Source organism: Martinezella tropici, assembly GCF_003287875.1.
GTDB classification, from domain to species: domain Bacteria; phylum Pseudomonadota; class Alphaproteobacteria; order Rhizobiales; family Rhizobiaceae; genus Rhizobium; species Rhizobium tropici_C.
This window is the reverse complement of record NZ_QMKK01000021.1, coordinates 121,790-147,880: the sequence shown is the minus strand read 5'-3', so window position 1 is coordinate 147,880 and position 26,091 is coordinate 121,790. Positions and strand designations below refer to the sequence as shown.

At 61.1% G+C, this 26,091-nt stretch carries 26 protein-coding genes; 16 read left to right on the top strand and 10 right to left on the bottom strand.

The window, feature by feature from the left end; translation table 11 throughout:
• The first annotated feature begins 116 nt into the window (after window positions 1–116).
• The 3 genes from ychF (at window position 117) to DQ393_RS04995 (ending at window position 2,287) form a co-directional block, all read left to right on the top strand.
• Window positions 117–1,220 carry a redox-regulated ATPase YchF gene (gene ychF, locus DQ393_RS05005; protein ID WP_069612665.1) on the top strand — a complete coding sequence of 368 codons (1,104 nt, stop codon included), beginning with the start codon at window positions 117–119 and terminating at the stop codon, window positions 1,218–1,220.
• 138 nt (window positions 1,221–1,358) lie between these two features.
• Window positions 1,359–1,823, top strand: coding sequence for a MaoC family dehydratase (locus tag DQ393_RS05000; protein WP_112340696.1), 465 nt, complete (start codon window positions 1,359–1,361; stop codon window positions 1,821–1,823).
• Window positions 1,820–2,287 carry a MaoC family dehydratase gene (locus tag DQ393_RS04995; protein ID WP_112340695.1) on the top strand — a complete coding sequence of 156 codons (468 nt, stop codon included), beginning with the start codon at window positions 1,820–1,822 and terminating at the stop codon, window positions 2,285–2,287. Before DQ393_RS05000 ends, DQ393_RS04995 begins: the two co-directional genes overlap by 4 nt.
• A 46-nt stretch (window positions 2,288–2,333) precedes the next feature.
• Here the strand turns inward: DQ393_RS04995 and DQ393_RS04990 are convergent, their stop codons facing one another.
• From DQ393_RS04990 to petA, 4 genes are all read right to left on the bottom strand, one after another.
• A complete protein-coding gene (locus DQ393_RS04990; protein WP_112340694.1) occupies window positions 2,334–2,876 on the bottom strand; it encodes an adenine phosphoribosyltransferase in 543 nt (180 codons plus the stop codon).
• A 116-nt stretch (window positions 2,877–2,992) separates the two neighbouring features.
• Window positions 2,993–3,859, bottom strand: a complete 867-nt coding sequence (locus tag DQ393_RS04985) for a cytochrome c1 (RefSeq protein ID WP_112340693.1) — start codon at window positions 3,857–3,859, stop codon at window positions 2,993–2,995.
• 21 nt (window positions 3,860–3,880) lie between these two features.
• The gene (locus DQ393_RS04980; protein WP_112340692.1) at window positions 3,881–5,161 is read right to left on the bottom strand and encodes a cytochrome b; all 1,281 of its coding nucleotides are present in this window, start codon (window positions 5,159–5,161) and stop codon (window positions 3,881–3,883) included.
• Between the two features lie 14 nt (window positions 5,162–5,175).
• Window positions 5,176–5,754: a ubiquinol-cytochrome c reductase iron-sulfur subunit gene (gene petA / locus DQ393_RS04975; RefSeq protein ID WP_112340691.1), complete on the bottom strand. Its 579-nt coding sequence runs from the start codon at window positions 5,752–5,754 to the stop codon at window positions 5,176–5,178.
• A 468-nt stretch (window positions 5,755–6,222) separates the two neighbouring features.
• Between petA and DQ393_RS04970 the strand changes: the two genes are divergently transcribed.
• Window positions 6,223–7,194 (top strand): endonuclease/exonuclease/phosphatase family protein, encoded by a 972-nt coding sequence (locus DQ393_RS04970; protein WP_112340690.1) that lies wholly within the window; start codon window positions 6,223–6,225, stop codon window positions 7,192–7,194.
• 12 nt (window positions 7,195–7,206) lie between these two features.
• Here the strand turns inward: DQ393_RS04970 and DQ393_RS04965 are convergent, their stop codons facing one another.
• Entirely contained in the window at window positions 7,207–9,069 is a 1,863-nt protein-coding gene (locus DQ393_RS04965) for an ABC transporter ATP-binding protein (RefSeq protein ID WP_112340733.1), read from the bottom strand.
• Between the two features lie 206 nt (window positions 9,070–9,275).
• On the opposite strand from DQ393_RS04965, the gene DQ393_RS04960 reads away from it, so the two are divergent.
• Together DQ393_RS04960 and DQ393_RS04955 are read left to right on the top strand one after the other, a co-directional pair.
• The gene (locus tag DQ393_RS04960) at window positions 9,276–9,551 is read left to right on the top strand and encodes a CopG family ribbon-helix-helix protein (RefSeq protein WP_112340689.1); all 276 of its coding nucleotides are present in this window, start codon (window positions 9,276–9,278) and stop codon (window positions 9,549–9,551) included.
• The gene (locus DQ393_RS04955) at window positions 9,551–9,826 is read left to right on the top strand and encodes a type II toxin-antitoxin system RelE/ParE family toxin (RefSeq protein WP_112340732.1); all 276 of its coding nucleotides are present in this window, start codon (window positions 9,551–9,553) and stop codon (window positions 9,824–9,826) included. The genes DQ393_RS04960 and DQ393_RS04955 overlap by 1 nt, the downstream gene beginning before the upstream one ends.
• 41 nt (window positions 9,827–9,867) lie before the next feature.
• On the opposite strand, the gene DQ393_RS04950 is transcribed toward DQ393_RS04955, so the two are convergent.
• Window positions 9,868–11,721, bottom strand: coding sequence for an ABC transporter ATP-binding protein (locus DQ393_RS04950; protein WP_112340688.1), 1,854 nt, complete (start codon window positions 11,719–11,721; stop codon window positions 9,868–9,870).
• Between the two features lie 393 nt (window positions 11,722–12,114).
• Here DQ393_RS04950 and DQ393_RS04945 point away from each other — a divergent pair, with 393 nt between their 5' ends.
• Together DQ393_RS04945 and DQ393_RS04940 are read left to right on the top strand one after the other, a co-directional pair.
• Window positions 12,115–12,606 carry a tRNA (cytidine(34)-2'-O)-methyltransferase gene (locus DQ393_RS04945; RefSeq protein ID WP_112340687.1) on the top strand — a complete coding sequence of 164 codons (492 nt, stop codon included), beginning with the start codon at window positions 12,115–12,117 and terminating at the stop codon, window positions 12,604–12,606.
• Window positions 12,607–12,700: 94 nt separating this feature from the next.
• Window positions 12,701–13,858, top strand: a complete 1,158-nt coding sequence (locus tag DQ393_RS04940; protein ID WP_112340686.1) for a hypothetical protein — start codon at window positions 12,701–12,703, stop codon at window positions 13,856–13,858.
• Between the two features lie 89 nt (window positions 13,859–13,947).
• On the opposite strand, the gene DQ393_RS04935 is transcribed toward DQ393_RS04940, so the two are convergent.
• Window positions 13,948–14,205 (bottom strand): hypothetical protein, encoded by a 258-nt coding sequence (locus tag DQ393_RS04935; protein WP_095435419.1) that lies wholly within the window; start codon window positions 14,203–14,205, stop codon window positions 13,948–13,950.
• A gap of 174 nt (window positions 14,206–14,379) precedes the next feature.
• On the opposite strand from DQ393_RS04935, the gene hemF reads away from it, so the two are divergent.
• From hemF to DQ393_RS04920, 3 genes are all read left to right on the top strand, one after another.
• Entirely contained in the window at window positions 14,380–15,291 is a 912-nt protein-coding gene (gene hemF, locus DQ393_RS04930; protein WP_112340685.1) for an oxygen-dependent coproporphyrinogen oxidase, read from the top strand.
• Between the two features lie 193 nt (window positions 15,292–15,484).
• On the top strand, window positions 15,485–15,763 hold the full coding sequence (locus DQ393_RS04925) for a hypothetical protein (RefSeq protein ID WP_112340684.1): 279 nt from the start codon (window positions 15,485–15,487) through the stop codon (window positions 15,761–15,763).
• Between the two features lie 142 nt (window positions 15,764–15,905).
• Window positions 15,906–16,091 (top strand): DUF1059 domain-containing protein, encoded by a 186-nt coding sequence (locus DQ393_RS04920; protein ID WP_112340683.1) that lies wholly within the window; start codon window positions 15,906–15,908, stop codon window positions 16,089–16,091.
• Between the two features lie 26 nt (window positions 16,092–16,117).
• Here DQ393_RS04920 and DQ393_RS04915 read toward each other — a convergent pair whose 3' ends face one another.
• Genes DQ393_RS04915 through DQ393_RS04905 form a run of 3 tightly spaced genes read right to left on the bottom strand, consistent with a single transcriptional unit; the run spans window position 16,118 to window position 18,626 of the window.
• Complete coding sequence (locus DQ393_RS04915) at window positions 16,118–17,374, bottom strand: CCA tRNA nucleotidyltransferase (RefSeq protein ID WP_112340682.1); 1,257 nt, start codon at window positions 17,372–17,374, stop codon at window positions 16,118–16,120.
• Complete coding sequence (locus DQ393_RS04910) at window positions 17,371–18,006, bottom strand: CoA pyrophosphatase (protein ID WP_112340681.1); 636 nt, start codon at window positions 18,004–18,006, stop codon at window positions 17,371–17,373. Before DQ393_RS04910 ends, DQ393_RS04915 begins: the two co-directional genes overlap by 4 nt.
• A complete protein-coding gene (locus DQ393_RS04905) occupies window positions 18,003–18,626 on the bottom strand; it encodes a DUF1285 domain-containing protein (RefSeq protein ID WP_112340680.1) in 624 nt (207 codons plus the stop codon). Before DQ393_RS04905 ends, DQ393_RS04910 begins: the two co-directional genes overlap by 4 nt.
• Window positions 18,627–18,793: 167 nt before the next feature.
• Here DQ393_RS04905 and DQ393_RS04900 point away from each other — a divergent pair, with 167 nt between their 5' ends.
• The 5 genes from DQ393_RS04900 to DQ393_RS04880 are packed head-to-tail and all read left to right on the top strand — an operon-like array spanning window position 18,794 to window position 26,075.
• Entirely contained in the window at window positions 18,794–19,804 is a 1,011-nt protein-coding gene (locus tag DQ393_RS04900; RefSeq protein ID WP_112340679.1) for an AAA family ATPase, read from the top strand.
• Between the two features lie 26 nt (window positions 19,805–19,830).
• Window positions 19,831–20,751 carry a DUF58 domain-containing protein gene (locus tag DQ393_RS04895; RefSeq protein WP_112340678.1) on the top strand — a complete coding sequence of 307 codons (921 nt, stop codon included), beginning with the start codon at window positions 19,831–19,833 and terminating at the stop codon, window positions 20,749–20,751.
• Window positions 20,748–23,573 (top strand): DUF4159 domain-containing protein, encoded by a 2,826-nt coding sequence (locus tag DQ393_RS04890; protein WP_112340677.1) that lies wholly within the window; start codon window positions 20,748–20,750, stop codon window positions 23,571–23,573. The genes DQ393_RS04895 and DQ393_RS04890 overlap by 4 nt, the downstream gene beginning before the upstream one ends.
• Before the next feature lies 1 nt (window position 23,574).
• Window positions 23,575–25,647: a hypothetical protein gene (locus DQ393_RS04885; protein ID WP_112340676.1), complete on the top strand. Its 2,073-nt coding sequence runs from the start codon at window positions 23,575–23,577 to the stop codon at window positions 25,645–25,647.
• Window positions 25,648–25,652: 5 nt separating this feature from the next.
• Window positions 25,653–26,075, top strand: a complete 423-nt coding sequence (locus DQ393_RS04880; protein WP_432421980.1) for a GNAT family N-acetyltransferase — start codon at window positions 25,653–25,655, stop codon at window positions 26,073–26,075.
• Window positions 26,076–26,091: the final 16 nt, after the last annotated feature.

The following is a 26,091-nucleotide window of genomic DNA, read 5'->3' as shown; positions in this document are numbered from 1 at the left end:
GCGACTCCCGCCTCCCTTTCGGCAGAAAAAAGCCTCCTTGCCCGCACAAGACTTGACCCGCAACGGCCCTTCCCCCATAGGCACTGCAAAGATTTTCAAGATATGGACAAGGTGCCATGGGTTTCAAATGCGGTATCGTCGGGCTGCCGAATGTCGGCAAGTCCACTCTGTTCAACGCGCTGACCAAGACGGCGGCGGCACAGGCGGCAAACTATCCGTTCTGTACCATCGAGCCGAACACGGGCGAAGTCGCCGTCCCCGACCCGCGCATGCGCAAGCTCGCCGACATCGCCAAGTCGAAGGAACTGATCCCGACGCGCATCTCCTTCGTCGATATTGCCGGCCTCGTGCGCGGCGCGTCAAAGGGTGAAGGCCTCGGCAACCAGTTCCTCGCCAATATCCGCGAGGTCGACGCCATCGTGCATGTGCTGCGCTGTTTCGAAGACAGCGACATCACCCATGTCGAGGGCCGCATCAATCCCGTCGCCGATGCCGAAACGATCGAGACCGAGCTGATGCTCGCCGATCTCGAGAGCCTTGAGCGCCGTACCGAGCAGACGCGCAAGCGCGCCACCGGCAAGGACAAGGAATCCATGGCGATGCTGCCGATCATGGAAGCCTCGTTGAAGCTGCTTCAGGAAGGCAAGCCGGTGCGCACTCTGCTGTCGAAGCTTGATGCCGAAGAGATCCGCATTCTCAAGAGCCTGAACCTTCTGACCTCGCACCCGGTGCTCTACGTCTGCAACGTCGCCGAAGGTGATGCCGCGACCGGCAACGAGCATACGGCGGCCGTCGCCGCCATGGCCAAGGAGCAAAATTCGGAAGTCGTCATCATTTCCGCCGCCATCGAGGCGGAAGTGGCGCAGCTGCCCGACGAAGAGGCGAAGGAATTCCTCTCCGCGCTCGGCCTCGATGAAGCTGGCCTCGACCGCCTGATCCGCGCAGGTTACAAGCTCCTGCACCTCATCACCTATTTCACCGTGGGACCGAAGGAAACGCGCGCCTGGACCATCGAACAGGGCACGAAGGCGCCGCAGGCCGCCGGCGTCATCCATTCGGATTTCGAACGCGGCTTCATCCGCGCCAACACGATCGCCTATGACGATTACATCGCCTACAATGGCGAGACCGGCGCCAAGGAAGCTGGCAAGGCGCGCGACGAAGGCAAGGAATACGTCGTCCAGGACGGCGACGTCATCCACTTCCGCTTCAACACCTGATTGCTTTTCGGCTGCCGGCGCCCACCGGAGCGCCGGCTCAGCTGCAGATCTTTGCCCTCCCTGCGACCACGAAAATGCTTGCGCCATCGCCACCCAGATGCGATGGCCCATAGGCAGAATGGGAGGATGGAAGGAAAGATGACGAAACTCGTCTATGAAGACTTTCAGCCGGGACGGGAATTTCCGCTCGGCCCTAGACATGTGATGGCGGCGGAGATCATAGAATTCGCTAGTGAATTCGACCCTCAACCGATGCATCTGGATGAGGAGGCAGGCCGCGCCAGTATTCTCGGCGGCCTCGCAGCCTCCGGCTGGCATACTTCATCCATGTTCATGCGCATGATGTGCGATTCCTACCTCCTCGCTACCGACGCGCAGGGTGCGCCTGGTATCGATTTCATGGAATGGAAGAAGCCGGTTCTGGCCGGAGATACTCTCTCAGGCCGGTCCATCGTCGTCGAGATACGCCCCATGCGCTCTCGTCCAGGCATCGGCATCGTCAAGTTTCGCCATGAGGTCGAGAACCAGCGCGGCGAGCTCGTCTGCCTCGGAGAGAACGCGGTCATGATCCGCATGCGCAGCGTCGCGGAGGTTTCGGCATGAAGTTGAGCGACGTCTACGCTGTCGGCGAACGCATCGACATCGGCAGCCATACCTTCACGCCGGAGGGCATCATCCATTTTGCCTCGCGCTTCGATCCGCAGATCTTCCACATGGATGCTGAAGCGGCAAAGCAATCCCTATTCGGCGGGCTCTGCGCCTCCGGTTGGCATAGTTGCTCCATGTGGATGCGCACTTTCGTCGATTACTGGAAGTCCGAGACCGCACGGCTGATCGCCGAGGGCAAGACGCCGCCCAATCTCGGTCCCTCTCCGGGGTTCAAGAACCTGCAATGGCTAAGGCCGGTCTTTGCCGGCGACACGATCAGCTATGGCGTTGCGATCCTCGGCAGCCGGCCACTCGCCTCGCGCCCCGGCTGGGCGCTCTACACACTCAGCTGCGATGGCATAAACCAGCATGGCGCCCCGGCCCTGCGCTTCGAAAGCACCGTGCTGGCCTTCGAATAACGGCCGGCGGTGCCGTCGACGCGGCCCCGCCAGCTAACGAGCATACTCAGTGTCCGGCGAATTCCACCAGCGTATGAACCGGCACATCGAGCTCTTCGAGCTTCTTGCGGCCGCCGAGATCAGGCAAATCGATCACGAAGCAGGCGGCAACCACTTCGGCTCCGATCTGCCGCAGAAGCTTCGTCGCGCCGACGGCGGTGCCGCCCGTTGCGATGAGATCGTCCACGAGAATGACCCTCTCGCCCGGATTGACGGCATCGCGATGCATCTCCATCTCGTCCACCCCATATTCCAGGCTGTAGGCGATGCAGACGATATCGTGCGGCAGCTTGCCCTTCTTGCGGATCGGCACGAAGCCGGATGACAGCTGATGCGCCACCGCGCCGCCCAGAATGAAGCCGCGCGCCTCCATTCCAGCGACCTTGTCGATCTTCGTGCCGGCGTAGGGCTGCACCAGCGCATCGACAGCACGGCGGAATGCCCTGGCGTCGCCAAGCATCGTGGTGATGTCGCGGAAGATGATACCGGGTTTGGGATAATCCGGAATGGAGCGGATGCTGGCAGCGAGCTCCGAAGCAATGGTGTTCATGAAATACGTACTCTCAGGCTATGATAGGGCCGGCCGCACCCTATCAAGACCAGCGCTCCATACCAACAAAAAAGGCGGCCTCGACGGGCCGCCTTTTCGTTGAAGCATCACAATACTCAGTGAGCGCCGGCTTTGGCATAGACGGAGCGCTTGGTAAGATAGATCAATATCGAGAAGATCAGCAGGAACACCATGACCATGAAGCCGAGATGCTTCCGGTCTTCCAGATGCGGTTCGGATGTCCACATCAGGAATGCGGACACATCGCGCGCATACTGATCGACGGTCTGCGGCGCGCCATCGTCGTAGGTTACCTGTCCATCCGAAAGCGGCTTCGGCATCGCAAAGGTCGCGGCCGCATCGAAATACGGATTGTAGTGCGAGTTCTGCGGCACCTTGAAGCCAGCCGGCGGCTCTTCATAGCCAGTCAGCAGCGAGTAGATATAGTCCGGGCCGCCTTCCTGATACTGAGTGAAGATATCGAAGATGAACTGCGGGAAGCCGCGTTCGACTTCACGCGCCTTGGCAAGCAGCGACATGTCAGGCGGCACCGCTCCGTTATTGGAGGCCGCAGCAGCCTCGTCGTTCGGGAACGGCGAGTTGAAATGGTCCGACGGAAGTGCCTTGCGGGTGAACATCTCGCCCTGGGGGTTTGGCCCGTCCTGCACTTCATAATTGGCGGCGAAGGCCTTCACCTGGGCTTCCGTATAGCCGAGGTCTTCCAGCGTGCGGTAAGCCACCAGCTTCATCGAATGGCAGGCGGAACAGACTTCCGTATAGACCTTGAGACCACGCTGCAGCTGGGCCTTGTCGTAATAGCCGAACGGGCCGGCGAAGGTCCAATGCTGCTCGCGCGGTTCCTTCAGCGGATAATGCGGCGTTTCGTTCTCTGCGGCTGGTTTCGTCTCCGCCGCCATGGCGGCTACCGTCATGGAGCCGCCGATCAGGGCAAGCGAGAGAAGGCCGGCAACAATCTTTTTCATCGTTTTCTTCCTTCCAACCGCTCAGGCGCTCATCGCGACGGCGTCTTTTTTATTGACGCCCTGCTTTTCAAGAACCGCCTCCGTAATCGAATTCGGAATGCGCCTCGGTGTCTCGACTATGCCAAGCACCGGCATGACGACGAGGAAGAACAGGAAGTAGAACAGCGTCGCGAACTGCGCGGCCGTGGTGTAGATGCCTTCCGCCGGCTGCGAGCCGAGCCAGCCGAGCAGGACGGCGTCGGCAATGAACAGCCAGAAGAACAGCTTGTACCACGGGCGATAGACGGCCGAACGAACCTTCGACGTATCGAGCCACGGCAGGAAGAACAGCACGATGATCGCGCCGAACATCGTCAAGACACCGCCGAGCTTGGAATCGATCGGCCCGATGTTGAAGGTGATCGAGCGCAGCATCGCGTAGAACGGCAGGAAGTACCACTCCGGAACGATGTGGGCCGGCGTCTTCAGCGGATTGGCCGCAATGTAATTGTCGGCGTGGCCGAGGAAGTTCGGCAGGTAGAAGACGAAATAGGCGAAGACCAGCAGGAAGATGGAGACGCCGAGTGCGTCCTTCAGCGTCGCATAGGGCGTGAAGGCCACTGTATCCGTCTTCAGCTTGACTTCGACGCCGGTGGGGTTCGTCTGGCCGGTCACATGCAGCGCCCAGATGTGCAGGATGACAACACCAGCAATCATGAACGGCAGCAGGTAGTGCAGCGAGAAGAAGCGGTTGAGCGTCGGATCGTCGACGGCAAAGCCGCCGAGCAGGAAGGTCTGGATCCAGTCGCCGACCCATGGAAAGGCCGAGAAGAAACCGGTGATAACAGTCGCACCCCAGAAGGACATCTGACCCCAGGGCAGTACGTAGCCCATGAAGGCAGTCGCCATCATCAGCAGGTAGATGATCACGCCGAGAATCCAGAGGATTTCGCGCGGCGCCTTGTACGAGCCGTAGTAGAGACCGCGGGCGATATGGAGATAGACGGCCACGAAGAAGAAGGACGCGCCGTTGGCATGCATGTAGCGCAGAAGCCAGCCGTGGTTGACGTCGCGGACGATCTTTTCGACCGAATTGAAGGCGATCGCCGTATTGGCCGCATAATGCATGGCAAGAACGACACCGGTCAGGATCTGCAAAAGCAGCATGACGGAGAGCATGGCGCCGAACGTATAGGCATAGTTCAGATTGCGCGGGACCGGATAGGCGATGAAACTATCATAGACCATACGCGGCAGCGGAAGCCGCGCGTCGACCCATTTTTCGAGCCCTGTGGATGGCTCGTAAGACGAATGACCACTCATGATTCAGCTCCCCCTCAACCGACCTTGATCTTCTTTTCCGACGTAAACGCATATTGCGGTATGAAGAGGTTCTGCGGCGCAGGCCCATGGCGGATGCGACCGGCGGTATCGTAGACCGAACCATGGCAGGGACAGAACCACCCGCCATATTCACCTGCCTGGCCGAGCGGGATGCAACCCAGATGGGTGCAGACGCCGATCATGACGAGCCAGTTTTCCTTGCCCTCGCCGGCCGAACGGGCAACGTCGGTTGCCTGTGCATCGGACGGAAGATTGGCGTTGCGAGCGATCGGATCCTTCAGATCCGAAAGCTGCGTGCCCTTGGCATCGTCGATTTCTTTCTGCGTGCGGTTGCGGATGAAGACGGGCTTGCCCCGCCACTTCACGGTCAGGGACATGCCAGGCTCCAGGCTCGACACGTCGACTTCGATGGATGCAAGAGCGAGTGTCGATGCGTCCGGCCGCATCTGGTCGATAAACGGCCATGCGACGGCAGCTGCACCCACCGCGCCGGCCATGCCTGTCGTCAAATAAAGGAAATCGCGACGAGTCGGCTCGCCGGTGGAATCAACTGTCGTACTATGCTCGCTCAAGGCTGCACATCCTCTTCCCGCAAACCACGGCAAAACCGCGGTACCCCTCTCACTAACGGCGAATCAATGCGACCATAATTCCGCCATAGATTCCTCCGTAACCCGCTGCGTTCTAAGCTTGATCGCAAATTATGTCCAGTCTTGGCAAGGGGAGAGGGCACAATGTCGCGGCAAAATCGCGCTATTGCGTCGCAGGTTCGAAGCTCAAGCTCCCCCTCCCGGCAGCGTGAAGGTTAAGCGCATGAAAAAACAGTGGATTCATATAGTATTCCTTCCTGCCGCATCGCAAAATAAGCAATAATTTCAATGCTGCAGCGCAAAAGTCCGCGTGATCATCGCAGCTTTGTCCATCGTCAGCATGAGCCTTTACCTCTTAAAACCAAATAGATTTGTCTTGCGATTTGTGGACGATTGTCACTGTTGCCTTGTGCCGTCAAAACATCGGAACATGAAGCACGAGAACTTGCCATGAGACACACGATTTATTGCGTTCTGTGCGTTCTCGCCACGCTGGCGCTGGGAATCCTTGCGGCGCGCTATATCGCCGATTCCTGGTTGCTGGCCTTCTTCGAAAGCCTGCAGACCCACGTGAGCCTCTTTGCGATCCTGCTTGCCTTGATCGCATTCGTCTTCAAGCGTCACTGGTACGCGCTGTTCCTGACGGCGGCCGGAACCGTGCTGCTGGTCCATTCGCTCCTCATGCTCCAGGAATACGCAGCGTCTTCCCTCCTCGCCTCGGCAGAGGCAGGTGGCAAAAATTTCAGGCTCCTATCCTTCAACATCGAGGATAGCAATTTCGAAAACGGCGCCCGCATCGCCGATTTCGTTATCACCTCGAAAGCCGATGTCGTCGAAATTTTTGAGGCGGGGCCAATCCTTTCCGAGATGGACCGCATCACCAAGGTCTATCCTTACCGCATCGGTTGCGGCGTAATGACCACCGATTGCGACTCCCTGCTGCTGTCGAAAAGGCCGTTCCAAAGTCAGCTGATGCGCAGCCTCGGCAGCCTCTGGGACAATCGCTTCATTCTGGCCGCCATCGACATGGACGGCCAGCCCGTGAATTTCGCCTCGGTGCATCTGAGCAAACCCTATTTCGATGCATTCCACCAGATCGAACTCGGCCTCCTCGCTCCGGCCCTGAACGACGTGAAAGGGCCGTTGATTCTCGCAGGAGATTTCAACGCGTCGGTCATCGCTCCCGACATGCGCGAGTTCCTGGCCGCGACGGGCCTTCGCCATGCCTTCCCCGAACCTGCGACCTGGCCGATCGCTTTGGGTGCCTACGGCGTCAGCATCGATCACGTCTTCGCCGGCGCGCCACTGAGGCTGATATCGGTCAAGCAGATTCGCAACGCTATGGGCTCGAACCATTTTGGCTTGATGACGGACTTCAGCGTGCCTCGCAGCGGTGGTTCAAACGACGCCGCGATCAATTAGGCCCGATGCCGGTCAATCGGCATCCACCGCGATGAAGCCGCCGGATTGACGGGCCCAGAGCTCGGAATAGAGGCCGCCGCGGGCAATCAGCTCGTCATGCGTCCCCTCTTCGATGATCTTGCCCTTGTCGATGACGATCAACCGGTCGAGCTTGGCGATGGTCGAGAGCCGGTGCGCGATGGCGAGAACCGTCTTGCCCTTCATCAGCACATCGAGGTTGGACTGCAGCACGGCCTCGGCCTCCGAATCCAGCGCCGATGTCGCCTCGTCGAGCACCAGAATCGGCGCGTCCTTCAGCATGACGCGCGCGATCGCGATGCGCTGGCGTTGGCCGCCTGAAAGCTTGACGCCGCGCTCACCGACATGGGCGGCATAGGCGGTGCGCCCCTTCTGATCCTCCAGAGCGGTGATGAAGCGATCCGCCTCGGCCTGCCGCGCCGCTTCCACCATCTGCTCGTCTGTGGCATCGGGACGGCCGAAAAGGATATTGTCGCGAATGGAGCGATTGAGCAGCGCCGTATCCTGCGTCACCATGCCGATCGCGCCGCGCAGAGATTCCTGCCGCACCGCGGCGATGTCCTGGCCGTCGATCAGGATATGGCCGCCCTCGAGATCATAGAAGCGCAGCAGCAGATTGACGAGCGTCGTCTTGCCCGCACCCGAGCGGCCGACGATGCCGACCTTCTCGCCGGCGGCGACGTTGAGGGAAAAATTGTCGATGACACCCCCGCCGCGCCCATAGTGAAAAGCCACATTGTCGAAACGGATTTCGGGGCCCGTGATCGTCAGGTCCCTGGCATCTGCCCGGTCGACAAGGCCAATCGGTTCGGAGATCATTTCGGCCGAATTCTGGATCGTGCCGAGGTTGCGCATGATGGCGTTGAATTGCGCCATCATGCGGCCGAAGAGCATGTTCAACCGCAGCACCATGCTGAGTGTGAAGGCGACGCCGCCGGTCGAAATTTCGCCCGATAGCCAGAGATGGACAGCCAGCGCGCCGATGGTGGTGATCATGACGCCGGAGAGCAGCGCAAGCGACGAACGCACGCCGGTCAGCAATCGCGTAAACGGCATGACGGCCGCCTGAAAGCGGTCGAAGCCATTGCGGATGTAATAGTCGTTCTGTTCTTCGCGGCCGAAGAGCTTCAGCGTCTGAATGTTGGCATAGGCATCGACCATGCGGCCGTTCAGCATCGATGACGCTTCGGCCGCATTGCGCGCATGCCTGCGGATGCGCGGCACGAAATAGCGCGCAAGCATGGAGAAGACACCGATCCAGACCGCGATCACAAGTGCAAGCCGCCAATCCAGTCCGCCGACCAGCGCGATGGTCGATGCCGCATAGATGATGATGAACCAGACGACCTGCAGCAGCGAGACAACGAGATCGCCCGTCGCCTGCCCTGCCGACCAGACCTTGGTGACGACGCGGCCGGAAAAATCGTTCTGGAAGAATTCGACGGATTGTCTCGCCACATGCCGGTAGGCCTGCCAGCGCACGAGGTTGAGAAACCCCGGCACGACCACCTGCTCCTCGACCAATGCACCGAGGCTGACCACCACGAAACGCACGACAAGGACGACGAAAACCATGCCGAGCAGCGTCGCGCCGTGGCCGGCAAGCAGCCCGCTCCACCCCTCGCCCGGCTTCACCTTGTCAAGGATATCAACGAGATGGCCGACGAACCAGAACAGCGCCGCTTCGAGCATGGCGACGGCCCCGCCGAGCGCCGCCATCGCCAGGAAAGGCCCCTTGGCCTGGCTGACATAATACCAGATGAACGCGCCGAGCGACCGCGGCGGCCGGAGATCGCCGCTGCGGTAATAGGGATCAATCCAGGTCTCGAAGAGACGGTATACGGAGCGGATGAGCATGCCAGCGATATAGGGAATTTTGAGACACACGCAAACTCACGGCGTGCCGCAGAAAGGCTTATATTTTCTTCATGTTCAGCCGCGCACTTGAGTTCCGTTCGTCATCGGTGATTTAATCAACCTTAATCAGAAAGATTGAATCCGATAAAATCTATACAAAATCTATCATTCGCCTATTTTATAGCAAGGGATAGGACGCGATCGAAATGAACAACAAGACGGCCGATACGAAAGTTCTGACGACACATGTTCCGCTGTCGTTGGCGGAAAAAGTTGACCAGATAGCCGCTCGGCTGGAGCGCTCCCGGGGATGGATCGTGAAGCAAGCACTCAATGACTGGGTCGCTCTGCAGGAAGAGCGTCACAGGCTGACACTTGAAGCACTGGCCGATGTGGATGCCGGGAATGTTGTCGACCATCAGCTTATTGGGGATTGGGTGCGCAGCTTGGGCACGTCGGAAGACGAGGCTCAATCCCGTTGATCGAAATCAAGTGGACTGCGAAAGCACAATCCGATTTGATCCGCGTCTACGACTTTCTGGCACCGGTCAACAGGCCTGCGGCAATCAGAGCCGCACAAACTCTTTCATCCGCTCCGCCGCAGCTCCTTCAGCATCCGCGCATCGGGGAAAGACTTGAAGAATTCGAGCCTCGCGACGTCAGGCGCATCCTGGTAGGCGCTTATGAAATGCGCTACGAAATTGCAGGCTCGACTGTTTTCATTCTGCGCATATGGCACGGACGAGAAGATCGTTGAAACAATGATGGGGCGCCGTGGCGCCCCAGCTCTCCGATTCATTATTGCGCAGCCGCCTCGACCTCTTCGTGGTCGGCGAGGAAGCCACCCGATTGCCGGCTCCAGAGTTCGGCATAGATGCCGCCCTCCTGGACCAGTTCCTGATGCGTGCCCATCTCGATGATCCGGCCCTTGTCGAGGACGACGAGGCGGTCCATCTCTGTCAGGGTCGACAGGCGGTGGGCGATGGCGATCACCGTCTTGCCGTGCATCAGCGCGAAGAGGTTTTCCTGGATCGCCGCTTCCACTTCGGAATCGAGCGCCGAGGTTGCCTCGTCGAGTACCAGGATCGGCGCGTCCTTCAGGAAGACGCGGGCAATCGCGATACGCTGGCGCTGGCCACCGGAAAGCTTGACGCCGCGCTCGCCGACCTGCGCGTCGAGCCCGGTGCGGCCATGCATATCCACCAGACCTTCGATGAAGTCCCAGGCATTGGCGCGCTTGGCCGCCTGGATGATGTCCTCGTCGGTCGCGTCCGGACGGCCGTAGGCGATGTTGTCGCGGATCGAGCGGTGCAGCAGCGATGTGTCCTGCGTCACCACGCCGATCATCGAGCGAAGGCTGTCCTGCGTTACCCCGGCAATATCGTGGCCGTCGATGGTGATGCGACCGCCCTCCAGATCGTAGAAGCGCAGCAGCAAGTTCATCAGCGTCGTCTTGCCGGCACCGGAACGGCCGACAAGACCGACCTTTTCGCCCGCGCGGATATCGAGGGTCAGGTCTTCCATGACACCCTTCGCCTTGCCGTAATGGAAGCGAATGTGGTCGAAGCGGATCGCACCCTGCTTGGCCACGATTGGCGATGCCGCCGGCTTGTCGACGATATCGTGCGGCTTCGTCATCATCTCCATGCCGTCATAGACGGTGCCGATATTTTCGAAGAGCGCCGAAACCTCCCACATCACCCACTGCGACATGCCGTTGACGCGCATGGCAAGGCCGATGGCAATGGCGATGGAGCCGACGGAGATCGAGCCGTTGAGCCAGAACCAGATCGACAGAGCCGAGACGATGAACAGCGCCGCGCAGTTGTTGAAATAGACCGAGGCGTGGAACAGCGTCACCTTGCGCATCTGCTTGTGCACGGTATCGAGGAATTCCTCCATGCCGGCCCTGGCATAGGTCTCCTCGCGGCCCGCATGGGAGAATAGCTTCACCGTGGCGATATTCGTGTAGCTGTCGACCACGCGGCCCGTCATCATCGATCGCGCATCGGCCTGTTGCGCTGCGATCTTGCGCAGCACCGGCACAAAGTAAGCGACGATGGCGACATAGACGCCGAGCCAGAGCAGGATCGGAATCATCAGCCGCCAGTCGGCTGCCGCGATGACGAGGATCATCGACAGGAAATAGGTGAAGACGTAGACGAAGACGTCGAGGATCTTCATGACCGTCTCGCGCACGGCAAGCGAGGTCTGCATCACCTTGGTGGCGACGCGGCCCGCAAACTCGTTGGCGAAGAAGGTCATGCTGTGGCGCAGCAGGAAGCGATGCATCTGCCAGCGCGCAATCATCGGATAGTTGCCGAGCAGCACCTGGTGCATGATGAAGCTGTCGAGGATCGCCGCAGCTGGCAAGCCGATCAGCACCATCGCCCCCATCCAGAACAGCTTGGGCCATTCCGTCTGCAGGAAGGTCGCCTTGTCTGCCTTCGTCAACCAGTCGACGATATCGCCGAGGAACTGGAACAGCGCCACCTCGCCGATAGCGATCGACATGGTGAGAATGCTCATGGCGATGAGCCACGGCAGCGCCGGCTTGGAATAATGCCAGCAGAAGGCGAAGAGGCCGCGCGGCGGCGTATCCGGCACTTCGCTCGGGAATGGATTTAGTCGGCGTTCGAACCAGCTAAACATTGAAATGCTCCAGAGACTCGACCCTTCGACCACCCACTGCGCTGAAAGATCGCAGACTCATATGGTGGCCGGAAGATAAAACAACGAGGCCAAGCCGGCCGCGCAATGACTTAAAGAAAGGGGGTACTTGCGAATACGCGCCTTGTAGCGCCAGTCAAATCCGTGTGTTCACGGCCTGGAGGCGCATTATCACAAACAAGATATCCATCTGTGCCTCCTTCTTTCGCAAGTTGTAGAGCGCACGTTTTTTAGCGCGACTTTTCCTGTTTGAAAAGCGAAATATGCCTGAAAAATGGGCTGAATCCTTCAATTCTCTTTATGGGAGAGATCACGGAAATGAAGGGTGCGCGAAAAATCTGAGACAAATCCAGGCGATTTCGCTAGTTGCAGCATATGACAAAACTGCGCATCGCCCTTTACCAACCCGACATTCCCGGCAACACCGGCACGATCCTGCGGCTCGCCGCCTGCCTCGGCCTCGGCGTCGACATTATCGAGCCGGCCGGCTTCGACATATCGGACCGCAATCTGAAGCGCGCCGGCATGGATTATCTTGCCACTGTCACCCTGACCAGACACGTCAATTGGGAGCGCTTCGAGGCATGGAGGCAGGAAAGCGGACGGCGGCTGGTGCTGGCCTCAACGAAGGCGGCCCAGCGCTACACGGATTTTGCTTACCGCGACGACGATATTCTCCTCTTCGGCCGCGAAAGCGCCGGTGTGCCGGAGCATGTGCATGAAAAGGCCGATGGCCGCGTGCTGATCCCCATGGTCGAGGGCCAACGCTCCATCAATGTTGCGATGTCAGCCGCCATGATATCGGGGGAAGCCTTGCGGCAAACGCAATGGCCGCCGCTTACCGCACCGGGGCCGCACCTGGCCTGAATGTCGCACCCGAATAGGCGTTGGCACGCCGGATAAAGTGTGAGAAGCTTCGCTCTGGAATGCTCTAACTCAGGCAGCCTTGACGAGGTGACCCATGTTCCAGACGGCATTCACGCTTTCCCTCACGCAGTTCGCACGTACATTGAGCCTTCCCGAGCGGCTCCAGCACTCCCCTTTGCGCAACCTCGCGCTGGAGGGCCTTCGCCAGCGCAACTTCGCTCTCGATGCGCTGTTTTACGACGTCAAGGTCATCACACCCGAGGAAGCCTTCTACATCAGCGACTCGCTCGCCGCCGAAGGCGCGATCCTGATCGTGCCGCCGAGCGGTCTTGGGGCGCTCACCCTCTGCGAAACCATCGATGAATTCGTCTTGCGCGGCGGCGGTAATGCCCGGGCGCTCGCAGTCGCCGGCATCGGCGGCTCCGCGCTCGGCGCGGCCGCCTTTGCCCGCAACGTGGCAGATGCGATCGACGCACCGGTCGCGGTCGTCGTCTCAGGCTACGGCATAGCCGATGCCATCACGGAAGCCTTCGGCGGATCGTTTTTCTTCGGTCATTTGAGGGGGCTGCGGCCGCTGCTTGAAAGCCTGGATGATCTTGCCGGCCGGCCCAAGGTTGGAGCGCAGCGCGATGGAACTGCTGCCCGCACCAGCCTGGACACCAGAACGGTGCAGGCGCTTCTTGCCGATCCCCGCCTCTCCTTCCCTCTGCTGGCGGGCCACTCCAAAGGCAATCTGGTCCTCTCTGCCGCCCTGCATAACCTCTCGAAGCAGGATGAGGGGCGGGTTGCGGAGCTGGCGCGGCATACCAAGATCGTGACGATCGGTACGCGCATCGCGATGCCATCGGCATTCACCGATGTCGTCGATGTCATGGGCGAGTGGGACTGGTTCGGCGAGATCAATTCCCGACGGTTCATCCGCGCCGATCAGCGCGTCGCGCATGCATGGCATCACACGAACACCGATTTGAGCGGCCACCTGCCGGTGACCATCACGCTGATGGAAATTCTTGCGGCATCGCCCGTCGCCGAAGATCGGAAAGCTGGAGAACACCAAGCTGCAACACTCGGTGCCGCGGCCGAACGGCCGGCAATACCAGAGACAAAGCCTCCCTCACCTCCGGCTCCAGCCAGTGGCAACACGACTGGGATCGAGAAGGTCAAGAAAGCTTTCTCCCCGTGGCCCATGCCAAGCGCTCAGCCGCCCGCGTTCGGTCCATCGGATGATCCGCCACCGCCCATGCCGCATTGAGCTCGCGACACATCGCCAGCACGCCTCGGAGAAACGGGAGCACGCTTCGGGAGCCATCACCCCTCATGCGGGCGCCATGTCGTTCGGTTTCAGTCCGCCGATGGCAAGCGCCGCATGGTGAATTCGATGCGGTCGCCGTCGACCTGACGCCAGCTTTCGACTTCGGTCCAGTAGGCAGCTTTCGGGAATTCGGTGAACCATTCACGCGCCTTTTCACGCGCTTCGGGGCGACTGAGACAAAAGGTCTCGCGAACGAATTCACTCTTTCCACCGGCGGGATGGTCCTGCCGGTAACGGAATATTCTGCGTCTCAACCCATCAAGGGGCGGCGGTCCAGGTATCCTCATGATAAAACCTCGCCTTTGAGAGAGGGAACATAATACCGCATTGTGAAATTTGCGAGTCGATTCTCCTGCGACGTTGCTGCACTGGCTGCGCCGCAATCTTGCTGATATTCCAACTCACGATACATACAGCGCGAATCGCGGGCCGCCAGCTGCTCGCGCCGTCGGAGAGCATGAATGGAACGACCCAATCTTCCCAAAGGATTACCCGAGGATATTGAAGAGAAGAAAGAAGCAGCACGACATTGGTTCGAAAGCCTGCGCGACACGATCTGCGCGGAGTTCGAGCAGTTGGAGAACGAGCTGACCGGGCCCCTTTCCGACCAGGAGCCCGGCCGCTTCGTCGCCAAGGACTGGCAGAGAGACAAGGGCCAGGGCGGCGGCGGCCGCATGTCGATGATGGAAGGCCGCGTCTTCGAAAAGGTCGGCGTCCACACCTCGACGGTCTATGGCGAATTCTCTCCCGATTTCCGCAGCCAGATTCCGGGCGCCGAGGAAGATCCGCGCTTCTGGGCTTCGGGACTGTCGCTGATTGCCCATCCCGTCAATCCGAACGTGCCGACCGTGCACATGAACACCCGCATGGTGGTGACGACGAGCCAGTGGTTCGGCGGCGGCGCTGACCTGACGCCGATGCTCGAGCGCCGGCGCACGCAGGAAGATGCCGACAGCGCGCTCTTCCATCGCGCCATGCAGATCGTCTGCGACCGTCACGCCGTCGCGGACTATCAGCACTACAAGAGCTGGTGCGACGAATATTTCTTCCTGAAGCACCGCAACGAGCCGCGCGGTATCGGCGGCATCTTCTTCGACTGGCTGCATTCTTCGGAAGAAGCCGGCGGCTGGAATGCCGATTTTGCCTTCACCCGCGACGTCGGCCGCGCCTTCACGATGGTCTACCCGCGCATCGTCCGCTCCAATTTCAACGAAACATGGACGGAAGAGGACCGTGACGAGCAATTAATTCGCCGCGGGCGCTATGTGGAGTTCAATTTGCTGTACGATAGGGGTACAATATTCGGACTAAAGACTGGCGGCAATGTGGAGTCCATTCTTTCGTCCCTGCCGCCGGTGGTGCGTTGGCCCTGATGCATGTCGCGCAAGTGTGGCGGCGTTTTGCGATAACGACATGCAAAAGCAGGCAATGCGGGGCGTAATGGGCGAGTGTGAAAAATCGCGATACGCTTTAGATATCCGACGGAGTTGATCGGATAATGCCCTGAAATCGGCGGGAGGAGTGACTAAGTGACCTAATGCTCGTTTCAATCGGAGGAGGTTGTAAATGGCAGCAGAGAAACACGTCACCGAAGCTTCGAAAGAGCAGAAACTTTCACGCACGGTCGATAGTCCCGAGTTTATCGTCCGACTGGCCGAAGATATGCGGATCCGCAGCGGATCCGACCTGCCGCTATCCTGCTTCATCGAACAGGTGAGGATGCAGCTGGCGGGTAAATCACCGAACGACATCGCCCGCTTCGCGGCCGATCGCTCGGCAAGGCAGCCACCGGTTACGAAGTATCAGTCATCGGACTGCTTCAGATCCTGGGCAATGCCGGATTGAATCCGGGAGACAGCCGGCGGCAAGCGGGAGGCTTGGCGCCGGCAGAAACTTTTTTCCACCGACCGCGTTTAGCCCCATGTCGTTCAGCCCTACGCCTTTGGCATGGAGGGACCGGAACGATTGGAGAGATGAGGAGGAAGATATGCGACTGTTCGAGTGTGGTACGTTGGTGCCGGGCTGCTCCTGGCATACTCGCGCCCAGGACGATGCCGAAGTGGTTCGCCGTGCCGTCGAGCACATGCGCGATGCGCATGGTGAGACGATCATTCGGGAAAACATGGTCGACAATATCAAGGCACGCATTCGCGACGAAGCCAATGCGGCCTGATTAGGCGCCGGCAACGGGTCTCGATATCACGCGGCAGCCAACTCTTTCAGTCGGGCGAGAAGGCTCGCCCGGTTCATCTTGAAGTTTCCGTCGAGCCATTCCTGCTCGAGCTTGCCAAGAAGCTCGCCGACGCGCGGCCCCGCGGCGACGCCCGCAGCCAGTGCATCCGCACCGCTGAGCGGGAAAGCGGGTCTTTTCCATTTTGCCGCTCGTTCCAGCAGCTTGCCGAGCCGCGCGGCACGTCCCATTTCCTCGAAATCGCTCTCCGCCTTGCTCCGCGCCGTCACAAGCGCCAGCTTCAGGCGAACCACGATGCCCGATGGGTCGTGACGATAAAGCAGGCGGTCGAAGGCCGCTTCCGAAATATCGTCCTTGACCACAGGCGCATTCGCCCATGCCTGGAGATAGGCGCCTTCGGCTTTTGAAAGACGCAGCCGCTCGGCAAGTTTTGCAAGTCTCGCGGCATCCGGCGGCACGATCGCGGCGAGCCGCAGCAACGGCTCCGCCGGCCAGCCGAGCGCCTGCTCGGTGGCGACAAGCCCCGGAATGGCGTCAATGCCCCATTTCTCGGTTTCCGGCAGCACTTCGGTCAATATGCCGATCTGGCGCATCCAGAGCAGCGCCCTGCCCGGATCCTGAGCCGCCAGAAGCTTTTTCATTTCCGACCAGACGCGCTCGGCCGAGAGCGTCGATATCTTCGACTTCGCAGCTGCGCAGGCGCGAAGCCCGTCCGCATCCGGCCGGCCGCTGCCGTAGTGGGCGAAGAAGCGGAAGAACCGCAGGATACGCAAGTAATCCTCGGCGATCCGTGTCGCCGCGTCGCCGATGAAGCGGATATTGCGGCGCTCCAGATCGGCCAGCCCGCCGACAAGATCCACGACCTCGCCGTCGGCAGACGCATAGAGCGCATTGATGGTCAAGTCGCGCCGCTCGGCGTCGGCCTGCCAATCCTGGCTGAAAGCAACCACGGCGCGGCGTCCATCCGTCTCCACATCGCGCCGCAAGGTGGTGATTTCGAACGGTTTTCCATCAATGACCAAGGTCACGGTGCCATGCGCGATGCCCGTTGGCACCGCCTTGATCCCCGCCGCCTCGGCTCTTTCGACAACGGCCTCCGGCAACAGGGTGGTCGCTATATCTATATCGGCGACCGGCAATCCCATCAGGCTGTTGCGCACCGCCCCGCCGACGACGCGCCCCTCGCCACCCTCGGCATCGAGCAACGACAGCACCCGCTGCAATGCCTCATCGCGAAACCAGGCCTCATCGGCAACGGACGTCATGTATAGAGCCTTTCATAAAGCGTGCGGACGATACCGGCGGTAATGCCCCATATCATGCGCTGCCCATAAGGCATGCGGTAGAAATGGCGTTCAGTTCCCTGCCAGAGCATCGTGTCGGTCACGTGGTGGTCGGGGTCCATCAAGAAGGAGAGCGGCACCTCGAAGACATCCTCCACTTCCGTCGGATTGAGAGCCAGGTGAAAGCCCGGCTTCACCACCGCGAGAATCGGCGTGATGCGAAAGCCGGTCGCCGCCAGATAATGCGGCAGCCGCGCCACCGGCTCGATGAAGATGTCGGCCAGCCCGATCTCCTCGCCCGCCTCGCGCACTGCCGCCATTTCCGGCGAGGCATCTTCCGGGTCGATAGCACCGCCCGGAAAGGCGATCTGGCCGGAATGCTTGCGCAGGGTGGATGTCCTCAGCGTGAAGATGACCTTGGCATCGTCGCCGCTGTCGACGACCGGTACGAGTACGGCAGCATCCTTCAGCTTCAGGTCCGCGACCTGCGCTATGGTCTCCGGATTAAGCAGATGATCGCCATGATCGCGCCAGGCGAGATCGATCGGGCCACCGCTCTGATTGAGGGCGCGACGCCGGAATTCATCCGCGGAATAAAGAGGGAATTCGCTCATCGAGTCAGCGCATCCAGTTCCGCAACCGGCATGACAGGGAAGATCGTGCCCCCTGAGCGCACGCAGAACATCTCGCGCCCGGCAATTTCGACGGGTTCGCCGAGTTCGACGAGGTCGTACATGACCGCCCGCGTCACCAGCGCTTCAAGACGCCCCCGGACATGCAGGTAAGGCTTCAATTCATCGTTCTCACCGCTGATGACGAAGCGGATCGGATGGTCCCTGCCAGCCTCGACGACATCGCCGACATTCGTGCGGAAGGTCAACACGCGCTTGCCGTCGCGCTCCGTTACGCTCATCTCGACAGCCACGAAAGGCGCGTCGATGACGCGGATGCCGACTTTTTCCACAGGCGTGACGAGATAGGTCTTCCCATCGGCATCCTTGCGAAGGACGGTGGAAAACAGCCGAACCAACGGCGCGCGGCCGATCGGCGTGCCCAGATAAAACCAGGTGCCGTCGGCCCTGATTTCCATGTCGATATCGCCGCAGAACGGCGGATTCCAGCGATCGACGGGCGGCAGCCCCTTCTTACGGCCGCCGCTATCACCGGCCGCGCGCGAAATCAGCGCCGCGAGGCTTGCGGCATCGCCCGTTGTCCTGATTTCCTCGGTTGCCATTCTTCTGTCCCGGTTGGTCGTTAGTCAGGAATATGACAGTTCTCACGAGATAGTCATTTGAAACGTGCTTGTCAGCCGTCTTGGTGGCGATAAGTTGTATTGATTATGAGGCAAATGTGTAACGTCTGCGAATCACGCACACCGTTTTTCTGCCATTGGAGACGCAAATGGGCATGATCAAATCGACCGAAACGAGCCTCGATGAGCAGGCCATCATCGCCTCAGCCGAAAAGGCGCTTGGCGATATTGCCCGCGTCCGCGAAGAGGTGTCGAAGGTCATTTTCGGCCAGGAAAGCGTCGTGGAAAACACGCTGCTCGCCGTGCTCGCCGGCGGTCACGCCCTGCTCGTCGGCGTACCTGGCCTTGCAAAGACGAAGCTCGTGACGACACTCGGCGCCGTGCTCGGCCTTGCCTCCAATCGCGTGCAGTTCACCCCCGACCTGATGCCGTCGGATATTCTCGGCTCCGAAGTGATGGATCAGGACGAGAGCGGCCGCCGCTCCTTCCGTTTCGTCAAGGGACCGGTCTTCGCGCAATTGCTGATGGCCGACGAAATCAACCGCGCCTCGCCGCGCACGCAGTCGGCCCTGCTGCAGTCCATGCAGGAATACCACGTCACCATCGCCGGCCAGCGCTACGACCTTCCCGCTCCCTTCCACGTTCTCGCAACACAGAATCCTTTGGAACAGGAAGGCACCTATCCGCTGCCGGAAGCCCAGCTCGACCGTTTCCTGCTGCAGGTCGACGTCGATTATCCCGAGCTTGCCGACGAGCGCCGCATCCTGCTGGAAACGACGGGCTTGAGCGAAGCGACGCCGCAGGCAGTCATCGATGCCGAGCGCCTCTTGGAAATCCAGCAGCTGATCCGGCAGATGCCGGTCAGCGACGGCGTGGTCGATGCGATCCTGTCGCTGGTGCGCTCGGCCCGTCCGGGCCAGGGCAATGCCTCGACGGACAAGCATGTCGCCTGGGGTCCCGGCCCACGCGCCGGCCAGGCAATGATGCTCTGCGCCCGCGCCCGCGCCCTTTACGAAGGCCGGCTTGCGCCGTCGATCGACGACATTCATGCACTGGCCGAACCCGTATTGGAACACCGCATGGCGCTGACTTTTGCCGCCCGCGCAGAAGGTATGTCCGTGCGCGATGTCATTGCAGGGCTGGTCAAGTCGAAATCGTGACCCGGATGTCGAGGAGAGTATAGCGCGTGGCATCCATCGGACAGATCGTCAGACCGACCTCAGGCAACGATGCCCTCTCCCGAGCCCGCAGCCGTGCCGCCCTCGTGCCTGATTGCCTCGTCGAAGCCAAGCGCATCGCCAATACCGTGATCGCCGGCTGGCACGGCCGGCGCAAGCGCGGGATCGGCGAGAATTTCTGGCAGTTCCGCCCCTATACCGAAGGTGAAAGCCTTTCGCGCATCGACTGGCGGCGCTCGGCCCGCGACGATCATACCTATATCCGCGATCATGAATGGGAAGCCGCGCATACGATCTGGCTCTGGGCCGATCTGTCGCCGTCCATGATGTATAAGTCGACCTATGGCCATGTGTCCAAGGAGGGTCGCGCGCTCGTCCTGATGCTGGCCCTGGCGGAAATTCTTTCCCGCTCCGGCGAGCGTATCGGCTGCCCCGGCATCATGGAGCCGGTTTCGACCCGCAACGCTGCCGAGCGTCTGGCCGCAGCCCTGATGCATACCCCGCTCGAAGGCGGTCTTCCGCAGACATCAATGATCCGTGGCTGGAGCGATATCGTGCTGATCGGCGATTTTCTCGACGATGCCGATAGCGTCATGGGCAGGATCGGCCCCTTGGCGCGCCGGGGCTTGCGAGGCCATGTGATCGAGGTTGCCGATCCCGCCGAAGAGCTCTTTCCCTATAGCGGAAGGACCGAATTCAGCGATCCCGAAACGGGCTCGAAGCTGATTGCCGGCCGCGCAGAAAACCTGCGAGACGATTATCAGCGCGCCTATCTCGCTCGCCGTGAAAACCTTGGCCAATCGCTGCGTCATCTCGGCTGGACCTTCGTCAGCCACCGCACGGACCGGCTGGCCTCCGAAGCGCTGGTCGCCGTGCATATGTATCTTTCCGGCATGCCCGCCAGAGTAGCTTCCGGAGGGCAGCCATGAGCGGTCTCTCCTTTGCATTCGCCTCGCCCGCCATCCTCGCGGCTCTTATCCTGCTCCCTGCGATCTGGTGGCTGCTGCGCCTGACGCCGCCGCAACCGCGCACCGAAGTGTTCCCGCCGCTCCGCATTCTGGCCGCCATCCTCAAGCGCGAGGAAACGCCGGCGCGCAGCCCCTGGTGGCTGACGCTGCTGCGCATACTGCTGGCCGCCCTCGTCATCCTCGCCATCGCCAACCCGATGTTCAATCCGCGCACCAATACGCTATCGAGCGGCGGGCCGCTGGTGCTGATGATCGACAATAGCTGGGCGAGCGTCTCCGACTGGGAACGCCGCGTACGCACGGCTGACGCGCTGATCGACAATGCGGATGCCAAGAGCATTCCCGTATCGATCGCCTTCACCGCAGAGCAGAGCAACGATGCGACGCCAGGAGCTGCGACATCGGCGCGTGACAAGCTGCATGCCATGAATCCAAGGCCGCTGGGGCCTGATCGCGAGCGCGCTGCCGACGCCGTTAAGGCCGCGCTCAACGGCAGCAAGCCCGGCACGATCGCCTTCATCTCCGATGGCGTCGAGAGCAGGGATAAGGACGACATCGTCAGCCGGCTCGCCGCGCTGCAGCCAGGCGAGCTGCGGCTGATCGAAGGCGACGGTCAAAATATCATTGCAATCACCGGCGCGGCCAATACCGCCAACAACATGACCGTCACCGCGACGCGGCTGAATGGTACCGCCCCGGTGCGCCTCGGGCTGACCGCACAGGACAATCAGGGACGGCCGATTGCCGCCGGTTCGCTTGATTTCGCCGGCGGCCAGACCGTCGCCACCAGCTCCATTGCCGCTCCTTTCGAGATGCGCAATGATTTCGCCCGCATAAGCCTCGACCGGCAAGCGAGTGCCGGAAGCGTCTATCTGCTCGACGATGGTTTCCGGCGCCGGCGCGTGGCGCTTCTTTCCGGTCAGGCAGCCGACGAATTCCAGCCGATCCTGTCGCCACTCTATTATATCCAGCGCGCCCTCCAGCCCTATGTCGACCTGACCCAGCCGAATAGCGCCGATCTTGCCAAATCGATCCCGGAGCTGCTCACCGGCAATCCCTCGGTCATCATCATGGCCGATGTCGGCCGCCTGCCGCAGGAAACCTATGCGCCGCTGCAGAAGTGGATCCAGAATGGCGGCACGCTCGTCCGCTTCGCCGGCCCGCGCCTTGCCGCGGCACCCGCCGACGATCCGCTCGTGCCCGTGACGCTGCGGCAGGGCGAGCGCACATTCGGCGGCGCACTTTCCTGGGCAGAGCCGCAGCCACTTTCCGATTTCCCGGCATTCGGCCCCTTCGCCGGCATGCCGAAGCCCAAGGATGTGCTCATCAAGCGGCAGGTCCTGGCCGAGCCGACGCCGGATCTGGCCGAGCGCACCTGGGCAAGCCTTGCCGACGGCACTCCGCTGGTCACCGAAAAGCAGATGCAGGCAGGCCGCATCGTTCTCTTCCACGTCAGCGCCGAGCCGCAATGGTCCGACCTGCCGATCTCAGGCGATTTTGTCGAAATGCTGCGCCGGATCGTGCAACTGTCCCATGCCGGCGGCGTCACTCCGGCGGAAGGTGCCGCAGCCAAGGGAAGCGAAGCGATGCCGCCTTACCGGCTCCTGACCGCAAAGGGCGTATTGACCAGCGAAATCGGCAGCGCGCGCCCGCTGGAACCGAACGGCAAGGGAGCGTCGATTGCAAGTTTCGATAATCCGCCCGGCCTCTACGGCTCCGAAGAAGGCTTTGTCGCACTGAATACGCTTTCGAGCGGCACGCAACTGAAACCGCTGGATGCCTCGGCTTTGGGTTCGGTCGCACGGGAGGGCCTAATCGGCGGAGAAGCCTGGTCGGCAAAGCCGATCCTCTTCACCCTCGCCTTCCTGATCCTGCTGGCCGACAGCATCATCGTATTGTTCATGAATGGCGCCTTCCCGCGCCTCGGCAGATCGGCAAAGACGATGGCGGGTGGCGCAGCGATGCTGCTGCTGGCCGCCTCGCTTGCCATCTTCCTGCATCCGGCAATCGCATTGGCCGACGATTCAAAACCCGGTGACGACACCATCTTTTCGCGGCTGGATAAGACCCATCTTGCCTATGTCGTCACGGGCGAGTCGGAGGTCGATCATATCTCGGAGCGCGGCCTTGCCGGCCTCTCCGACTATCTCACCTATCGCACGACGCTCGAGCCCGGCCCTCCAGTCGGGCTGGACCTGACCAAGGACGAGTTGGCCTTTTACCCCCTGATCTACTGGCCGGTTTCAGCGACCGCGCCGATGCCTTCCAATGACGCCATCAACCGCATCGACGCCTATATGCGCAATGGCGGCACCGTGCTGTTCGACACCCGTGACGCCATCGACACGATGGGCGATACCTCGACGCCAAGCCCGAACGGCCAGCGCTTGCAGCAGATCCTCGCCAATCTCGATATTCCGCCCCTGGAGCCGGTACCGGCAGGACACGTGCTGACCAAATCCTTCTATCTTCTGTCGAGCTTCCCCGGCCGCTATGCCGACAGTCCGCTTTGGGTGGAGGCGCGGCAGGATGTGCGCCGCGACGCAAATGCGGTCGCAACCTCCGACGGTGTGACGCCGATCATCATAACGGGCAATGATCTGGCTGGCGCCTGGGCCATCGATGAAAACGGTTCACCGCTGCTGCCGACCGTGCCGCCGGACGAAACCCAGCGCGAATACGCCTATCGCACCGGCGTCAACATCATGATGTACATGCTGACCGGAAACTATAAATCCGATCAGGTCCACGTTCCGGATATCTTGCAGCGCTTGGGGCAGTAATATGAATATCGGTTTCGCCCCATTCCTCCCCTGGCCTATCCTGACCGCTCTGGCGGTGCTGACGCTCGCCATCGCGGCGCTTGCGATCTTCAGGCGCCTTCGCGGCGGCTGGATCCGCGCGCTGGCAGGGATTGCCCTCTTGGCCGCGCTCGCCAACCCCGTGCTGATGCAGGAGGATCGCGAGCAACTGACGACCATCGTCCCAATCGTGGTCGACCACAGTCTCAGCCAGCAGACACCGGAACGCTCCAAGATGACGGATGACGCTCTGGCGATGCTCAAGGACCGGCTGGCGCAATTCCCCCGAATGGAGCCACGCATCGTCGAGGTGCGCGATCCGGCGGAAGCAGAATCGCCGTCGACGCGGCTTTTCTCGGCGCTGTCCTCGGCGATCGCGGACGTGCCGCCCGCCCGCATCGGCGGCGCCATCTTCCTCACGGACGGCCAGATCCATGACATCCCCGGCATCAACCAGCAACTCGGCTTCGACGCACCCATCCACGGGCTAATCACAGGCAAGCCGGACGAATTCGATCGCCGCATCGAAATCGTGCGCGCCCCTCGTTTCGGCATCGTCAACGACGAGCAGCAGCTCGTCTTTCGTGTCGTTGACGATGGCAAGAGCCCTGGCGTCACGGCGGCAGTGACCGTCAAGATGAACGGCGACGAAATCGCCACGCTGCAGGCGACACCCGGCCAGGACATGCCCTTCAGCTTCAAGGTGCCCCGCGCCGGCAACAATGTCCTCGAATTCGCCGTCGCCGAGGTGCCTGGCGAGGTTACGGCGATCAACAATCGCACCGTCCAGCTGATCGAAGGCATCCGCCAGAACATGCGCGTTCTGCTCGTCTCGGGTGAACCGCATGCCGGCGAGCGCGCTTGGCGCAACCTTTTGAAATCGGACGCCTCGGTCGATCTCGTGCACTTCACCATCCTGCGTCCGCCGGATAAGCAGGACGGTACCCCGATCAACGAATTGTCGCTGATCGCCTTCCCGACGCGCGAGCTTTTCGTCGACAAGATCAATTCTTTCGACCTGATCATTTTCGATCGCTACCAGGATCGTCAGAACGTCCTGCCGACGATCTATTATGATTATATGGCGCAATATGTCGAAAACGGCGGCGCCCTGCTCGTGGCCGCCGGTCCGGAACATGCCGGCGGCAGTTCGATCGCGCTGACGCCGCTAGCTTCCGTGCTGCCGGCCGAGCCGACGGGCCAGATGATCGAGAAGGCCTTCTATCCGCGTCTGTCGGATCAGGGCCGCAAACATCCCGTGACACGCGGCCTGGATGGATCCGACGCCGAGCCGCCGCATTGGGGCCGCTGGTTCCGCAGCGTCGATGTCGAACCGCCGCAGGGACAGACCGTGATGGTCGGCGCGAATAGCAGCCCCTTGCTGGTGCTGAACCGCGTCGGCCAGGGCCGTGTCGCCATGCTGCTCTCCGACGAAGGCTGGCTCTGGGCGCGCGGCTTCGAAGGCGGCGGCCCGCACGTGTCGCTCTATCGCCGCATCGCCCACTGGCTGTTGAAGGAGCCGGCGCTGGAGGAAGAAGCGCTGACTGCGAACGCCGCCGGCCGCACGCTGCAGGTGACGCGCCAGACCATCGGCGACGATCCCGGCCCCGCCACGATCAAATCGCCATCCGGCAGGTCACAGACATTGCCGCTGAAACAGACGCAGCCGGGTCTCTATCAGGCCGAAAAACATATGGACGAGATCGGGCTCTATCAGATTGCCAATGGCAATCTGTCGACGCTCGTCCATATCGGCGCCATCGATGCCCCGGAATTCCGGGCGATGATCTCGACCACCGAGACGTTGAAGCCGCTGTCGCAGAAAACAAAGGGTCTCGTCACCCGGGTTGCCGGCGTCAATGGCAGCGTGACAGTGCCTCAGGTCCTTCCCGTGCGCGGCGCCGTGCGCGTCGCCGACAACCAGCGCCTGACCATCCGCATGACCGACGAAACCGTGTTGAAGGGCATCAATACACTGCCGCTGTTTGCGGGCTTTGCCGGTCTTGCCGCCCTCCTCTTTGCCTTCTCCGCCACATGGTGGCGCGAAGGACGGTGACCGTGATGAAAATTGACGTGACCGATGCCCCAAGCGAAAGCGAACTCGCAGCCATCAGCGAGGGATTGACGGCCTTCAATGCTGCCGATGTCGGGCCCTCGGAGCGCCGTCCCCTGGCGGTCCTGATCCGCGACGATGCCGGCAGGACCATCGGCGGCATTTCCGGCTATACCGCCTGGGGGTGGCTGTTCACGCAATGGCTCTTCGTGCCCGAAAGTCTGCGCGGCCAGGGCATGGCCGGAAAGTTGCTAGAGGCAGCGGAAGCGGAGGCAAGCGCGCGCGGCTGTTTCGGCGCGTGGATCGATACCTTCAACCCGCAGGCGCTGAAAGCCTATCAGCGGCAGGGCTATACGATCTTCGGCGAACTGCCGGATTTCCCGGCTGGTCGCAGCCGATTCTTTCTGAAGAAGACGTTGTCGCCCCGCTGACATCAAGCAGGGCGAT

Excerpts from the sequence above, each read along its gene's own strand:
- ychF (WP_069612665.1), top strand. The coding sequence starts at position 117 with ATGGGTTTCAAATGCGGTATCGTCGGGCTGCCGAATGTCGGCAAGTCC.
- DQ393_RS05000 (WP_112340696.1), top strand. The coding sequence starts at position 1,359 with ATGACGAAACTCGTCTATGAAGACTTTCAGCCGGGACGGGAATTTCCG.
- DQ393_RS04995 (WP_112340695.1), top strand. The coding sequence starts at position 1,820 with ATGAAGTTGAGCGACGTCTACGCTGTCGGCGAACGCATCGACATCGGC.
- DQ393_RS04990 (WP_112340694.1), bottom strand. The coding sequence starts at position 2,876 with ATGAACACCATTGCTTCGGAGCTCGCTGCCAGCATCCGCTCCATTCCG.
- DQ393_RS04985 (WP_112340693.1), bottom strand. The coding sequence starts at position 3,859 with ATGAAAAAGATTGTTGCCGGCCTTCTCTCGCTTGCCCTGATCGGCGGC.
- DQ393_RS04980 (WP_112340692.1), bottom strand. The coding sequence starts at position 5,161 with ATGAGTGGTCATTCGTCTTACGAGCCATCCACAGGGCTCGAAAAATGG.
- DQ393_RS04970 (WP_112340690.1), top strand. The coding sequence starts at position 6,223 with ATGAGACACACGATTTATTGCGTTCTGTGCGTTCTCGCCACGCTGGCG.
- DQ393_RS04965 (WP_112340733.1), bottom strand. The coding sequence starts at position 9,069 with ATGCTCATCCGCTCCGTATACCGTCTCTTCGAGACCTGGATTGATCCC.
- DQ393_RS04960 (WP_112340689.1), top strand. The coding sequence starts at position 9,276 with ATGAACAACAAGACGGCCGATACGAAAGTTCTGACGACACATGTTCCG.
- DQ393_RS04950 (WP_112340688.1), bottom strand. The coding sequence starts at position 11,721 with ATGTTTAGCTGGTTCGAACGCCGACTAAATCCATTCCCGAGCGAAGTG.
- DQ393_RS04945 (WP_112340687.1), top strand. The coding sequence starts at position 12,115 with ATGACAAAACTGCGCATCGCCCTTTACCAACCCGACATTCCCGGCAAC.
- DQ393_RS04940 (WP_112340686.1), top strand. The coding sequence starts at position 12,701 with ATGTTCCAGACGGCATTCACGCTTTCCCTCACGCAGTTCGCACGTACA.
- DQ393_RS04935 (WP_095435419.1), bottom strand. The coding sequence starts at position 14,205 with ATGAGGATACCTGGACCGCCGCCCCTTGATGGGTTGAGACGCAGAATA.
- hemF (WP_112340685.1), top strand. The coding sequence starts at position 14,380 with ATGGAACGACCCAATCTTCCCAAAGGATTACCCGAGGATATTGAAGAG.
- DQ393_RS04925 (WP_112340684.1), top strand. The coding sequence starts at position 15,485 with ATGGCAGCAGAGAAACACGTCACCGAAGCTTCGAAAGAGCAGAAACTT.
- DQ393_RS04920 (WP_112340683.1), top strand. The coding sequence starts at position 15,906 with ATGCGACTGTTCGAGTGTGGTACGTTGGTGCCGGGCTGCTCCTGGCAT.
- DQ393_RS04915 (WP_112340682.1), bottom strand. The coding sequence starts at position 17,374 with ATGACGTCCGTTGCCGATGAGGCCTGGTTTCGCGATGAGGCATTGCAG.
- DQ393_RS04910 (WP_112340681.1), bottom strand. The coding sequence starts at position 18,006 with ATGAGCGAATTCCCTCTTTATTCCGCGGATGAATTCCGGCGTCGCGCC.
- DQ393_RS04905 (WP_112340680.1), bottom strand. The coding sequence starts at position 18,626 with ATGGCAACCGAGGAAATCAGGACAACGGGCGATGCCGCAAGCCTCGCG.
- DQ393_RS04900 (WP_112340679.1), top strand. The coding sequence starts at position 18,794 with ATGGGCATGATCAAATCGACCGAAACGAGCCTCGATGAGCAGGCCATC.
- DQ393_RS04890 (WP_112340677.1), top strand. The coding sequence starts at position 20,748 with ATGAGCGGTCTCTCCTTTGCATTCGCCTCGCCCGCCATCCTCGCGGCT.
- DQ393_RS04885 (WP_112340676.1), top strand. The coding sequence starts at position 23,575 with ATGAATATCGGTTTCGCCCCATTCCTCCCCTGGCCTATCCTGACCGCT.
- DQ393_RS04880 (WP_432421980.1), top strand. The coding sequence starts at position 25,653 with ATGAAAATTGACGTGACCGATGCCCCAAGCGAAAGCGAACTCGCAGCC.